This window comes from Stenotrophomonas sp. PA-6-5C (assembly GCF_021605635.1).
GTDB lineage: Bacteria > Pseudomonadota > Gammaproteobacteria > Xanthomonadales > Xanthomonadaceae > Stenotrophomonas > Stenotrophomonas lactitubi.
In genome coordinates, this window is sequence record NZ_WKEE01000002.1 from 126,888 (window position 1) to 140,608 (window position 13,721).

The 13,721-nt window shown below is 62.0% G+C and carries 12 protein-coding genes and 1 pseudogene; 10 read left to right on the forward strand and 3 right to left on the reverse strand.

What is annotated here, in order from left to right:
• Positions 1 to 35 precede the first annotated feature (35 nt).
• Genes GIW57_RS01295 through GIW57_RS01315 form a run of 5 tightly spaced genes read left to right on the forward strand, consistent with a single transcriptional unit; the run spans position 36 to position 5,450 of the window.
• On the forward strand, positions 36 to 1,283 hold the full coding sequence (locus GIW57_RS01295; protein ID WP_236508954.1) for a hypothetical protein: 1,248 nt from the start codon (positions 36 to 38) through the stop codon (positions 1,281 to 1,283).
• The gene (locus GIW57_RS01300) at positions 1,280 to 2,125 is read left to right on the forward strand and encodes a hypothetical protein (RefSeq protein WP_100462130.1); all 846 of its coding nucleotides are present in this window, start codon (positions 1,280 to 1,282) and stop codon (positions 2,123 to 2,125) included. The genes GIW57_RS01295 and GIW57_RS01300 overlap by 4 nt, the downstream gene beginning before the upstream one ends.
• Positions 2,115 to 2,888: a class I SAM-dependent methyltransferase gene (locus tag GIW57_RS01305; RefSeq protein WP_236508955.1), complete on the forward strand. Its 774-nt coding sequence runs from the start codon at positions 2,115 to 2,117 to the stop codon at positions 2,886 to 2,888. Before GIW57_RS01300 ends, GIW57_RS01305 begins: the two co-directional genes overlap by 11 nt.
• Before the next feature lie 10 nt (positions 2,889 to 2,898).
• Positions 2,899 to 4,206 (forward strand): ABC transporter permease, encoded by a 1,308-nt coding sequence (locus tag GIW57_RS01310; RefSeq protein ID WP_100462132.1) that lies wholly within the window; start codon positions 2,899 to 2,901, stop codon positions 4,204 to 4,206.
• On the forward strand, positions 4,203 to 5,450 hold the full coding sequence (locus GIW57_RS01315) for an FtsX-like permease family protein (RefSeq protein WP_236508956.1): 1,248 nt from the start codon (positions 4,203 to 4,205) through the stop codon (positions 5,448 to 5,450). The genes GIW57_RS01310 and GIW57_RS01315 overlap by 4 nt, the downstream gene beginning before the upstream one ends.
• A 130-nt stretch (positions 5,451 to 5,580) precedes the next feature.
• Here GIW57_RS01315 and GIW57_RS01320 read toward each other — a convergent pair.
• The 3 genes and pseudogenes from GIW57_RS01320 to GIW57_RS01330 form a co-directional block, all read right to left on the reverse strand.
• Positions 5,581 to 5,995: pseudogene (locus GIW57_RS01320) on the reverse strand (cold-shock protein); the annotation flags it as partial.
• Between the two features lie 46 nt (positions 5,996 to 6,041).
• A complete protein-coding gene (locus tag GIW57_RS01325) occupies positions 6,042 to 6,398 on the reverse strand; it encodes a hypothetical protein (protein WP_100553860.1) in 357 nt (118 codons plus the stop codon).
• 482 nt (positions 6,399 to 6,880) lie between these two features.
• Positions 6,881 to 7,741 carry an OST-HTH/LOTUS domain-containing protein gene (locus GIW57_RS01330; RefSeq protein WP_236508957.1) on the reverse strand — a complete coding sequence of 287 codons (861 nt, stop codon included), beginning with the start codon at positions 7,739 to 7,741 and terminating at the stop codon, positions 6,881 to 6,883.
• Between the two features lie 262 nt (positions 7,742 to 8,003).
• Between GIW57_RS01330 and GIW57_RS01335 the strand changes: the two genes are divergently transcribed.
• The 5 genes from GIW57_RS01335 to GIW57_RS01355 all read left to right on the forward strand — a co-directional run bounded on the left by GIW57_RS01335 (position 8,004) and on the right by GIW57_RS01355 (position 13,648).
• Complete coding sequence (locus tag GIW57_RS01335; RefSeq protein ID WP_236508971.1) at positions 8,004 to 8,606, forward strand: DUF998 domain-containing protein; 603 nt, start codon at positions 8,004 to 8,006, stop codon at positions 8,604 to 8,606.
• Between the two features lie 54 nt (positions 8,607 to 8,660).
• Positions 8,661 to 9,026 carry a hypothetical protein gene (locus GIW57_RS01340; RefSeq protein ID WP_236508958.1) on the forward strand — a complete coding sequence of 122 codons (366 nt, stop codon included), beginning with the start codon at positions 8,661 to 8,663 and terminating at the stop codon, positions 9,024 to 9,026.
• 424 nt (positions 9,027 to 9,450) lie between these two features.
• Complete coding sequence (locus GIW57_RS01345; RefSeq protein ID WP_236508959.1) at positions 9,451 to 11,613, forward strand: type I secretion system permease/ATPase; 2,163 nt, start codon at positions 9,451 to 9,453, stop codon at positions 11,611 to 11,613.
• A complete protein-coding gene (locus tag GIW57_RS01350) occupies positions 11,610 to 13,031 on the forward strand; it encodes an HlyD family type I secretion periplasmic adaptor subunit (RefSeq protein ID WP_236508960.1) in 1,422 nt (473 codons plus the stop codon). Before GIW57_RS01345 ends, GIW57_RS01350 begins: the two co-directional genes overlap by 4 nt.
• 65 nt (positions 13,032 to 13,096) lie before the next feature.
• Positions 13,097 to 13,648: a transporter gene (locus GIW57_RS01355; RefSeq protein ID WP_236508961.1), complete on the forward strand. Its 552-nt coding sequence runs from the start codon at positions 13,097 to 13,099 to the stop codon at positions 13,646 to 13,648.
• Positions 13,649 to 13,721: the final 73 nt, after the last annotated feature.

A 13,721-nucleotide genomic window follows, 5' to 3' on the forward strand; every position in this document is an offset into this window, starting at 1 on the left:
TAGCGAGGACGGCGATGACTGCATGGAGGAGAAAAATGAATTCGATGACCCAGGCGCAACGGACTGATGTAAGAAACCCGATCTGCCTGATGGAGATCGCAGACACATCAGAATGCATGGAGTCGGTCGTCGAGGGCATCCTGTGGTCAAGACTCCGCAGGATGAGAGCGCGACTTCAGGAAGTGCTTGCTGACCAGAAATACGGAGTCACGACTCGTGCCATGCACCAGATTTACCAGTCAATCGGGCCCGATCGCCAAGCCCGTGTGCTGCTCAGTTCCGAATTCTGCGAGCAATATCTGTGCCTGGAGTCTGCGCGGAAGGGCAGGGTGGAGTCAGGAGCCGACGAGCAGGAGAGGGCAGAGGAACAGGCCCGCGCGCTTGGCGCGCTGCACGATATCATCGCTCGGGAGAAGTCGATCGCCGAGCTGGCGCAGGGACGGACCGACAGGTATTTGAGAGAGGCACGGCAGTGGCAGCTCTACAGTCCGGTTGGAGACTGCGTTGCGGAAAAGGATGCCACGGGCGTGTGGACCCTTCGGCAGTTGCCGAAGCTGGGTGACTGTATCGCGCTCGATCTTGAGAGCCCACCGGCGCGGCACCATGAGCCACGCTCTGGAGTGCTGAGCCAACCGTGCCTACCGCTGACCGATGCGGAGCGCGAGCATGTCTCGCGAAAGCTGGCAGAGGCGCTGGCAGCGATCGACCGGTCAGAACCCATGTACGGCCTTCTCATCCGCAACTTCGTCCGGCGGATCACCGTGCGCAAGTCGGCAGAGGTCACGTCCGATGAAGCCGGCCGCTACGGCTCCGAGCATGTGCCGAGGCAGCCAGGTTCCATTCGACTGCTGAACACGCATAACCCGGAACTTCTGGTTGAGGCGTGCATGGAAAGCATCATGCATGAAAGCACCCACAACTATCTGGCCGCATGGGAGCTTGCCAACGGGTTCTTCGTTGCCAATGACTACCGGCACCGTGTCGTGTCTCCGTGGTCCGGCAATCCCATTCCCAACTCCTCCTATATCCACGCGGTCTTCGTCTACTACGTGTGTCACCGCCTGCTCAAGCGTCATCTCGAGATGTCTCCGGACCTGGGTGAAGCCGCCAAGCGCCACGTCCAGCGCAGGTTGGCCGTCTGCGCCGCCGGCTTCCTGATCGAGCAGGATCTCAGCGGTCGGTTGATGACCAAGGACGCCATCAATGGTGAGGTCGGGCAGATGATCGATCAGATGCAGGCCGAGATGAAGCGTCAGTATCGCTACGGGGAGTGGCAGCAATGAGCAGAACGGTCGTCATCCACGCGGATCACCTTGACCCGGTCGCGCTGCGGGCGCTGGCTACGGGTGTCCCTGCCATACACGTTGATGAGCTGATACCGGTAATGGAGGGTCAACCCTGGCCCGAGGTTCTCCGCTTGAGCCCCGGTGCGCATCTTGAGAGTCTGTTCCGCGGAGCCAACGTGGTGAACCGGGTCTTCTCTCTGGAAGGAACGCAGATCGAGCGGCTCCTGGCAGAGCACGGTGTGGATGCCCGCTGGTTCCATATCCGCCTGCAGCCGCTTCTTGCGCTGGGGGTGAACCTCTGTCACGACACCGGCACGCGCGGCGTATCCCGGTGTCTGGCCCCGCTGAATGTGCAGTGGTTTGAACTCCAACGCGCCCTCCCGGAGGCGAATACGCCTGACTTCGCCTACAGCTATGGCTACGAAGAACCAGACCTGTCCCGCATCGAGGACCCCATGCAGAAGTCAGTCTGGTCGCTTTTTGACTGGCGACAGGAACGGCAGCTTGATGACGAAGAGCGCCGCAGGCATCAGTTCCACGTGTCCAGGCCGAAGGGCGTCCCCGTGATCGCCTGGTTCCTTGGGCGGGACTACAACGGAATCCACTTTCCCCGTGCAAGCGCTGAGGTCGATGATGCTGTGTGCGGGCAGCTGACCCGAGCAGCTGCACAGGCCTTCCGTTCCGAAGCAGGAGAGATGCTCCTGTACGTGACGGATCAAGCAGTCACCTTCCATGCATTCTCGCCCTACCTTCGTTCCGTCGCCGCCGACACCGCTGTGCAGACTGCATTGGACGCGTGGTTGCTTGCCGGCAACGCCGGAGGTATGAATGCTGCTTGAGAAGCTGAGCTCGCTGCGCGAGTCCATGGGCTGGGCCTACGGAAGCGAGGACCTGTGCGTACTGTTGTACAGCCTGGTCAAGCGGACGCGCCCGCGCATCGTGGTCGAACTGGGTACCGGGTTTGGCGTCACTGCGGCTTGGATGGCCGGTGCACTGCGGGAGAACGGCAGCGGTGTCATTCACACCTATGACAACGGTTCGCACTTCTCCAGTGAGCCAGGAATCAGGTTTGTCGAGGGCCTGCAGGGGCCGCTTGCCGATTCACTGCGGGAGATGGGACAGGACTATCCCGCTTTCCTGAAGCACGTATTCCAGTGGGCCGGGGTCGAGAATCACGTCGTCGCCAACTGGCAGGAGATCGACTTCGCCGATATTGCCCAAGCCCCCGCGTTTGACGACGGGATAGACATGGTCTTCTCCGATTTCAACCACTCCCAGGACAGCATCCAGGCCTTGCTGGCGGAATTTCTGCCGCGCATGGCGGAAAGCGCCTCGATCTTCATCGACAGTGCCTCCACCCAACGGCTCAGCTACCTGACCCTGGAGGCCGTTGTGGACGCCCTGAATCAGAACAAGATGCCCAGGGCGTTCATCAAGGATCGAAGCGAGAAGGACATCGAAGCGATCCTTCGGATCATCCAGCGCTCGCGCTTTCGCCTGATGCATCTGCTGGAAGCCTGCGACAGGGCGCAGAACAGCACAGCGTGGATCTCGATTGAACCGGTGGACGTGATTCCGACTGCAGCCACCTTCCTGCATTAGAGAGACGTATATGTTCGGCTATTACGTTGCGCTGGCGCGCACAAGGCTTCTGGAAACCAAGGGGATGAGCGCCGCGCTGATCCTGGCGCTGGGATTGGGCATCGGCGCAAGCATGACGATGTTGACTGTCGTGCGGACAATGACGTGGGATCCGCTACCGGGGCGAAGCGAGCATCTCTATCACCCCTTCATTGACGCACTCCCCACGTCCTACGACGTCAAGCCAGGCAAGGACCCGCGCGTGGCCCTCACCTGGGTAGATGCGCAGAACCTGCTTCGGCAGGCCCCTGCCTCCCATCAGACCGCGCTGGCATCTGCTCGCCTATTGGTGGATGCGCAGCGCAGCGTGCAGATCCCATTCTTCACGCAGGGGCAGTACGTCACTGCCGATGCATTTGCCATGTTCGGCATCCCGGTGGCGCAGGGCAGGGCCTGGACACGTGAAGATGATGCTGCCCACGCCCGGGTTGTCGTGCTGAGTCAGGAACTGGCTGCTCGTTTGGGCAGTGAAGGCCTGGTGGGAACAGCGGTTCGGCTTGGCGGCCAAGCATTCACGGTGGTGGGTATTGCCGGTCCGTGGAGCCCGCGCCCCCGGTTCTATACGGACCTTCAGCGGGATGTGTTCAAGGGGCGCGAAGACTTCTTCATCCCGATAGGTGTCGCGGCAGAAATGCAGATGACGGTGTCCAACAGCGTCTTCTCATGGAGCGGTGACAAACCCCTCAATCGCCTGCAGGACGCCCGCACATCATGGATCCAGTTCTGGGCAGAGTTGCCTGACGCGGCCAGTGTCGAACAGTACGAGCGTTTCCTGGGCAACTACGCACGTGCACAGCACCAGGCGGGAAGGTTTGAAAGGGCTACCGCACCGCGGATGGTGTCCTTGAAGGACTTCCTGGTCGAGCATCGCATCATCCCCAACGAGGTGAAGCTGCAGTTGGCGCTGTGCCTGGGGTTCCTGATCGTTTGCCTGCTGAACATGAGTGCCTTGATCTTCGCCCGCTTCATCCGCCGGTCCCATGAAATATCAGTCCGTCGAGCGCTGGGCGCCCGCCGCCAGGATGTGATCTATCAGCTCTGCACTGAGGCACTGATCATCGGCGGCCTGGGCGGAGCGGTGGGGTTGATCGTTGCGGAGGCCGGTCTCTACCTTGTGCGGATGCAGCCGGAAGACTACGCCTCGCTGGCAAACATGGATCTCAGCATGGCCGTTCTCACCGTGGGCCTGGCGTGTGTTTCCAGTGTCATCGCTGCGTTCTTCCCTGCGCTGCGCGCTACCTCAGGCCGTCTGGCCATGCAGATCAAGGCTTCAGAATGAGCATTGCAGAAGTCCCCATTATCGTCCGGGCGCTCACCCGCAACCGATTCATTGCGTCCATTCTCCTGGTCCAGGTGCTGGTTGCCACGGCGTGCGTTACGAACCTTGCGTTTCTGTTGTCCGAGCGGCTGGGAACCCTCACCTACAATACAGGCCTGGAAGAGGCGAACCTGGGCGTCATCGAGACCGAGTACCTGGGGCCTGCCGCAGCCAACCCTGCAGCCTCGATCAAGACCGACCTGGAGACCATCCGGCAGCAGCCGGGCGTGGAGCAGGTTATCGCAACAGAGTCGCTTCCCCTTTCCCAGCGCAGCTGGACGGTGGGATTCACCAACAAGGTGCTTGAAGGGAATGATATCTCCGGCATCGTCGAGGCAGAGCCGACTGTCTACACGGCATCTTCGCCTGCAGCCAAGGTGCTGGGCCTGACCATTGTTGCCGGCCGTGATCTGTCTGCGGGAGCATTTGTGCCGATGGAGGCCAGCGCCAACTATGCCGGGCTCTACAAGGCGAGCGAGGCGGTTGTCTCCCAGACACTGGCGGACAAGCTGTTTCCGGAGGGCGGCGCGGTCGGCAAGTTCCTGTATGCCGATGCGCAGCATCCCATCCAGGTGGTCGGCATCGTCAAGACGCTTTCGCGGCCTGTCCTGAAGACCGATGCAGACAACGACCTGTCACTCATCCTGCCGCTGATTCCGGACGGGACTCGCGTGATGTTCGCCATCCGCAGCACTGATGAACGATTGGCAGACGTGATTGCGTCCAGTGAAACAGCCTTGTCGCAACGCGATGCCAACCGCACCATCGCCCGCAGCACCTCATTCCGGGAGCTGCGCGCCGACTACTTCCGACACGATCAGACCATGGCGATCATGTTCCTGAGTTCCGGGTTGGCGCTGTTGGTGGTAACCGCAACGGGCGTGTACGGACTGGCGAGCTTCTGGGTCCGCAAGCGGTATCGGCAGATCGGTATCCGGCGCGCACTGGGCGCCCGGAAATCCGACATCCTCCGGTACTTCCTGGTGGAGAACCTGATTCTCACCGCCGCCGGGTCTGTTGTCGGCACCGTACTGGCCATCGGGCTGAACATGGCCGTGGCCCGGTACTACGAGGTGGCCAGGATCGAAGCGCCATTTCTCGCGATTGGCGTACTCACGGTGCTTCTGTTGGGCCAGGCCGCAGCATTTGTACCGGCTCGACGAGCAGCCAAGGAAGCCCCGGTAGCGATCCTGCGCAGCGCCTGACCCAGACGGGATTGTCTTCGGGCCAGTGTCCCTACCAGCGCAGCGTTTCTTGCGAACGGTGCCGTCCAACCGTAGCGTCGAGGCCGCACTGCTCTTTGCGGGGCACGCGCTCTACGACGCTACGCAAACTCGCCTCAAACCACGACGGCTCTTCAGGCGCCACCAGCAACCGCGCGTGGCTCGGGTCCTTTCAGCCAACGGCGGAAGTTGGCGTGCAGGTGCGCGATATCGGGCGCGCGCCGCAGTGCATCCGTAGGGATTCGGATCAACACACGTGAGGACGCATTCTCCACCGCCATCACCCGGACGCCCTTGCACCGGATCTCGAAGGACGTCGCTTCGGAATAGCGCGTGTGCAGTTCAAAGCCCTCCTGGGCCTTCGCGGTCACGAAGCCGAGCGCATCGCCGCGCAGCAACCGGTAATCGACCTCGTGCAGCGTCTGGTAGGCCCACACCTGCTCGCCCGCTGGCTCGGGCCACCCCAGCCATACCGCGCCGATCACCACGATGCACACCGCCGCAGCGGCAAGGCCGTGCTTCTTCATTCGTCACCCCGCACGCAAACAGAACGTCACGCCCACAAGCGCGCTCTCAGTCCTGTGGCCGCACTCGTTCGTGGATGAAGGCGGTAAGTGCGATGTCGGCCATCACCAGCCCCTCCATCACCCGATCGCCCACGTACTGGTCGGGCTCGCCGTTCTGGCGCGTGCGCTCGGCCGCCAGCAGGATCTCCTGCACGATGCGCTGGCCCGTCAGCGCGCAGTCGGCGTCGGACAGCTGCATCTGCCGGCTGCGCAGGTGATGGCGCTCGGGCCACGGCTGACCGTCGGCCGCAGCGCCTGCGCCGATGCTGCGCAGGATGGCGATGAGGCTGTTGGGGTCCAGCGCAGGGGAAGGCGAGGGCGCCTCCTGGATGGGGCGCGGGGGAGGGGAGTGCGGCGTGGTCATGGCAGGCTCCGTGCAAGCAGTCAGAAGCCGCCACCGATAAAGGTGGCGGACGATGCGTGGCTCGAAAACCGGATCACTAGACAATGCCGGCGGGTACAAGACCCCCACGCACCGCCCGCCATAGCCGGCAGACGGATTGCCAGCCGGCACCACGCGTGGTGGGGCCGGCTGACAAGCGTAAACAACTTCTAGTGAATCGGGTTTTCGACGCCCGGCCACCCGTTGTCGGTGGCTCTACCAGAGTTGCCTGATGTTGTTTGAAATGCCAAGGGGTTGGGGTCAAAGCCGCCAAAGCCCGAGACGCTTTTGGCATTCTGGCATAGCGTGGAGTGGCGCGAGAGCCTTGCGGCGCGGGAGTGCCGGCACTTCTGGAACAGAGTCGTCAGATCCTTCAGCCAAAAGCGCTGAGTGCGTCAGTTGCGACATCACGTCATCGGCAATGGCGAACTACTGCTGTGGTTATTGCTGGCGGAAGTCCCTCTTCAACCCGTCGAACTGACGCGCTCGCGGAGCCACGCCCCGAACTGTCCGTTGTGAGTGAAACGGCGCAACTCGAACTGCCCGGATTCGTGAATGACATGCCGCCAGCGGGCGCAGCCGTACTTCTTCGGTGTCTGTTCCGGATGATGCTCGGAAACCCAGCGAACAGCTGTGTCCAGATTCACCCAGCCATCGATGGGCCGTTCCCGGCAGGCTTGCCTCAACGCACTGACAATACCCGCGATGGGCCAGAGAATCTGTCCATCAGGCGCGACGCCATTGACCACAAGCTCATGGAACTCGGGCGATTGCATCAACTCTGCAAACGCTCTTCTTGTCTCGTCCATATTTTCAGCGAAGGTGCGCAGTTGTTGGAGGTGTTGGTCGATCTTGGTGTAAGAGCTGCGGAGCGCATCCTGCGCCTGCAAGCATCCATCGATGGTCCAGATGTCGTGCCGCTCGATGAAGCCGTGAACGAGCATGTTCCTCAGTCTCACTAGTTCACGCAGTTCGGTTTGGAGCGCCGCATGGCTTTCGTCTGGAAGATTGAGCTGCGTCCGGACAGTGAGAAAGCATGAGTCGGAGCGTGAATCCGGAGTGTCGGCGGGGGCTTCTGCGCCTTCCCTCATCACGTATTCGGCCATCAAACGGCCGACCAGCATGCCCATTGTCTTGCCGCTGATCTCAGCCCTGCGATTATCCAAGGCGAGTGGCAGTGTTTCCGAGGTGCCCGAAAGCTTGTTCACGGCCAGCATGGCCTTCAGCAAATGCTCGTACTGCTGCAGGCGCAGAATGCAACGGCCCAGGAGCCGTTGCACTTCGTGCTGTGCACCGACAATGTCATTTTGGTCGAGTGCGGGCATGGCACACCTGAGCATGGGATACGCAACTTTACCGCTTGAGCTGGTAGAAGCGCAGGGTGGACCAGAAAGGGCGCCTTGCCACGAGGCCGTTGTCCGCATCGCTTCCGGGCGTGAATGACTTTCTGCCTATTGACCCCCACAGGACGCCACGCACATTCTGACTACCGATGTAGTCACGCAGAGCTGTCCTGCCTACAACGGGAAGGTTTTGCAGCACTTGAACGGATTCCACTGGCGCAGGCCAAAACAAGGACCACTGTACGTGTTACGTCGCAACCGACTTCTTCTCTCCGCGGGTCTGGTCCCGCTTCCGTGGTTCCTGTTCTGGACCAGTATTGCCGCGGTGTTCGCGCCGGGCTACAACCCGCTTGCACAACACGCCAGCGAGCTGCTGCAGGCGTCAACGCTCGCAGGCATCTGCGCCAGGATTGCGGCCATCGGCTCCGGCGTCGGCTTCGTGGCGTTCTCCATTGGGGTGTGGCGGGAGTCCGGTCGTCGGATTGCCGTAGGTGCCGTCTGCTGGATGATCTTTGGCGTCTCGATGCTGACCAACGGGCTCTGGCCCATGGGTCATCCGATGCACGGCTTCTACACCATCGGCATCGCAAACATCATTGCACCGGCGATGTCGCATATCGAGTTGAGTGCGTGGTCCGTCAATCGAAAGGCGTACGCCGTGACCGCTGTGGTGAGCATCGCGAGCATCGTCTACCTCTGGTTGAACCTGGTGGGCGCGGATCCGGACGGCTTCAGGGGGCTGACCCAGCGCGTGTTCTCATCGATCAACTCGCTGTGGCCATTCCTGGTTGCACTGTATCTGCTGCGCAGTGGTTCAAGCGCGCTGCAGACGCAGCCCGCGCATTGATGGCAGGCATGCAGTTACACGGACGGCTGTTGAGCAGGTGGCGTTGAGATGGGGATGAAGATCTTTCGCCGTCAGCTGATCTACGTTCAAGTGCACCAGGACCACTTCATTGCCCGCGTGGTCGGTGGAGACAGGACCATCCGTCGCCAGTGTCACGCCCTTGGCAATCGCGCGGGGGCGATCAGGGACTTCTCCACCATCCGGCCTAAGCTGAAGGAAGTCTTCTCGGAGCTTACGAGCGGGTTCTCACTCTTCAAGCCGTGGGCGCTTCTGCACTTTGACCCGGTTGAGTATCCGATCACGAAGGAAGAGCTCGCTGGGTTCCAGAAGGTTGCCATGCAAAGCGGTGTGAGCTTCTGCTTTCTCTCTACGTGGGAGCATGGGCATGAAGACAAGGACTTGTTGGACATGCTCAAGTAGTACCCGGCTCAATACTTCTTTCAAGGTCAAGCCGCTCCATGGATGGGCCTGGCCGAGATGTTGGAGCGTCCGCTGCTGGCCGGAAGCGGACATCGGCGAGGGAGGGGATTAGGGGGATCTATCAGGGGTCGGGCGGATGTCCGCCTCGGGCCAGCAGCAGATGCTCTAGAAATGGTCCACTAAAGCTAGAGCAAACCCACTACGGATCCCGGGCAGTTTGCATCCAGTCTGTACGAAAGCTCTCGAAAATTTCTATACAGCTGGTATGACCAGGAAGCTGTTCTCACAGGGGGCGAAGTCCTCAAACCGAGAGCGACACATTTGGCGCCCCCGACGGTGCCAAGCCCACCACTTGACAGGGATCTTTGGTGACCCCAATCTCCGCGACGGGGACGCGCACAATGGAAGCTGCGCAGGGGATGTTATGCCACAGGGAGACGCGGCACCTTTGGTGTCGGGGGGAGGGCGTGCGCAGGATCAACAGGATCTGGCGTTGCGTGGTCTGGTACTGCTTGCTCAATTTCATGGCATAGCGGCCGACGCCAGTCAGCTGGCGCACGACGCTGGGCTGGGCAATGGCCCCATGGACGAAACGACTCTGGTCCTGGCGGCCCGCAAGCTGGGTTTCAAAGCGCGGATGGTATCGACGCCCTGCGCGCGCCTGGCGCTCGCCAACCTGCCTGCGCTGGCCCTGGGTGAGGACGGCGATGCGTTCATCATCGCCCGCATCAATGGCGATCAGGTACTGATCCACGATCTGGCCCAGAAGCGCCCGCAGAACATTGACATGGCCGTGCTTCGGCAACGCTACCGTGGACGCCTGCTGCAGGTCGCATCGCGGGCGTCGGTTCTCGGCGAGCTGGCCCGGTTCGATTTCAGCTGGTTCATTCCAGCGGTGATCAAGTACCGGAAGATGCTGCTGGAAGTCTTCGTTGTCTCGTTCTTCATCCAATTGTTCGCACTGGTCACGCCGCTGTTCTACCAGGTGGTGATGGACAAGGTTCTGGTGCATCGAGGCCTGACAACACTGGATGTGATTGCGATCGGCCTGGTGTCGATCGCCGTGTTCGACGTCGTGCTCAGCGGGCTGCGTACGTATGTGTTTGCCCACACCACCAGCAAGATCGATGTCGAGCTCGGCGCCAGGCTGTTCCGGCATGTACTGGCATTGCCGCTGGCGTACTTCGAATCCCGGCGTGTCGGCGACACCATCGCACGCGTACGCGAGCTGGAGAACATCCGCAATTTCCTGACCGGCCAGGCATTGACCTCGGTCCTGGACCTGCTGTTCACCGTGGTGTTCCTGGCCGTGATGTTCTACTACAGCGGCTGGCTGACGCTGATCGTCGTGATCTCGCTGCCGCTCTATGCGCTTGTTTCGGCGGGCATTACTCCGGTGCTGCGCAAGCGCCTGGATGAGAAGTTCGCACGCGGCGCGGACAACCAGTCCTTCCTGGTCGAAACCATCAGTGGCATCGGCACGGTCAAGGCCAATGCGGTCGATCCGCGGGTGACGCGCACCTGGGATAGCCAGCTGGCAGGATATGTAAATGCCGGCTTCGGGGTCACCAAGGTCGCGACGGTCGGCCAGCAGAGCGTACAACTCGTGCAGAAGCTGGTCAGCGTCGCGATCCTGTTCTGGGGGGCAAAGCTGGTCATTGATGGCAAGCTGTCGCTGGGCCAGTTGATCGCCTTCAACATGCTGTCCGGACAGGTCGCGGCGCCGATCATCCGCCTGGCCCAGCTGTGGCAGGACTTCCAGCAGGTGGGCATTTCGGTCCAGCGTCTCGGCGATATCCTGAACACCCGCACGGAACTGCCCGGCAGCCGGATGGCACTGCCGCCCATCCGTGGAGACATCACCTTCGAGCAGGTCGGGTTTCGCTATCGCCCCGATACGCCGGAAATCCTCGCCGGCATCGATCTGCACGTGCCGGCCGGTCAGGTCATTGGCATCGTCGGGCGTTCCGGTTCCGGCAAGAGCACACTGACCAAGCTGGTCCAACGCTTGTACACGCCCGAGCGCGGGCGGGTTCTGGTGGACGGACACGACTTGGCCTTGGCCGATCCAGCCTGGTTGCGAAGGCAGCTGGGTGTGGTGCTGCAGGAGAACTTTCTGTTCAACCGCAGCGTGCGCGAGAACATCGCTCTGAGCGATCCAGGCATGCCGCTTGAGCGGGTGATACAGGCGGCGACCCTGGCCGGTGCCCATGAGTTCATTTCGGCGCTGCCTGAAGGGTATGACACCAAAGTGGGGGAGCACGGTGCAGGACTGTCGGGTGGCCAGCGGCAGCGCGTGGCGATCGCCCGTGCGCTGATCACCGATCCCCGCATCCTGATCCTGGATGAAGCCACCAGTGCTCTGGACTACGAGTCCGAGCATGCGGTGATGTCCAACATGCGCGAGATCTGCAGGGGTCGCACCGTCATCATCATCGCGCATCGCCTTTCCACCGTGCGCAGGGCCAACCGCATCGTCGTGGTGGACCGCGGTCGCATCGTCGAGAGCGGAACGCACGATGAGCTGCTGGCACAGCCAGATGGGCACTATGCGCAGCTGCATCGCCTGCAGCAGGGGGCGGCATGAAGCACATCCGTGATGCGGTGAGTGCCTTTGCGGCGCGTTACCTTGCCGTGTTCCGTAGCGCCTGGCAGGCCCGCCACGAGATGGACCCGCCTGCGCGCGAGGCCGACGAGCGCGCCTTCCTGCCCGCCCACCTGGAACTGATTGAAACCCCTGCGTCGCCCACCGCACGGTGGACGCTGCGCATCATCATCGCGTTGTTCTGTGTGGCGGTGCTGTGGGCCAGTCTCGGCAAGCTCGATATCGTTGCCGTGGCGCCCGGAAAAACTGTCGTGGACTCACGGACGAAGGTGGTGCAGCCGGCGGAAACCAGCGTGGTGCGGCGGATTCTGGTGCGTGACGGGCAGACGGTGAAAGCAGGGCAGGTGCTGATCGAACTCGATGCGACCGCCACGTCGGCCGACGTGGCCAAGGCAGGCGATGCACTGTTGAACGCCCGCATGTCCGCCCTGCGCCTGCGCGCCCTCGCCGAGGCTCAGGAGAATGGCGCAGCTCCGGTATTCCATGTTGATCCGGACCTGCCCGCAGACCGGGTGCAGGCTGAGCTGGCACTGGCGCGAAGCCAGTACGAGGCACTACAGGCCAAGCGCCACAATCTGCAGGCCTTGATCGCACAGCGCCGCGCGGAACTGGAAACCACCCAGGCCGCGGTGAAGCCGCTGGAGGAATCTGCACGGATCTCCCGGCTGCGCGCAGACGACTACCGGAGCCTGCTGGAGGGCAACTACGTGGGGCGGCACGACTATCTGCTGCGAGAGCAGGAACGCATCGCGGGGGAACGCGACCTCGCCGCACAGCGCAATCGCGCGCAGGAGATCCGATCCGCTCAGCGCGCCGCCGAAGAAGAACTGAGGGTACTGGTGGCGGACTTCCGCCAACAGACCCTGGATGGGCTGCGCGATGCACAGGAGCAGATAGGGCAGATGACGCCTGAAGTGTCGCGGACAGGTCAGCGTGACCACCAGATGACCCTGCGGGCCCCTGTCGATGGCACCGTGCAGCAGCTGGTCGTGCACACAGTGGGCGGCGTGGTTACTCCGGCGCAACCGCTGTTGGCCGTAGTCCCCAGCGAGGACGCGTTGGAGGTCGAAGCTGCCATCCTCAACAAGGACATCGGCTTTGTGCGCACCGGCCAGGCGGTAACCGTGAAGGTGGAGAGCTTCCCGTATACCCGCTACGGCTACCTGACAGGAAAAGTAGTGAGCGTCTCCCACGATGCCATGCAGGACGAGAATCTCGGCCTGGTCTTCCCGGTACGGGTCAAGCTCGACAAGGCCACCCTGCAGATCGACGGAGTGCGTGTCCGCCTGACCGCGGGCATGAGCCTGAGCGCCGAGATCAAGACCGGGAAACGGCGGGTCATCGACTACCTGCTGAGTCCATTGCGCCAACATGCAGGCGAGGCGCTGCGAGAACGCTAGCAACAACCGCTCCTGCCATTCCCTGGCCGAATCTGCGAAAGCCCGGGAGTGCTCCCGGATATCTCATGACACAACCTCCCAAGAAGGCTTTCATGTCTGGCATGAATGATGGGCAACAGCAACGCAACGCACAATGGGGCAGCGTCTCGCGGCTGTTCTGGCCCGCAATGGCGATGAGCGCATTGTTGGCGGCAGGTGCCCACGTGCTGCATCGTACAGGGGCCTACCCCCACGCATTGCTTGATAGCGCTGGCACCGATGTCCGGAGTTGGCTGTACGTGGCACTGATGTATCTGGTCGCCATTCCAGTGCTGTTTTTCCAGATGAGACGACGGCTCGCAGGTTATCCCGTGCCCTGGAACCCCGTGTTCAAGCGTTGGCTGCTGGGTGCCTTTTCGCTGGTCCTCTGCAGCGGGCTGATGCTGCTGCCGGTGATCGTGCTCACTGTTGGCAGCAGCGCTGCTGGACGCGGCAAGGGGTTATATCAGTTGTTCACTGGCAGCCTGTTCGGCACGTTCCTGGTAGGAACTGTTCTTGCCTACGGCGCGGCAATGGCTGCCTGGTTGCTGCTGGTCGGAACCCCCAGGCTGCTTTTCCCCAAACCTGCCGTGCACTAGGCGCGGGGCGGTGGCCGTCCAGACGCCCACCCGCGTCAGGGCGCGCTGCCTGCTCGTAACGGATCTGCAGGAT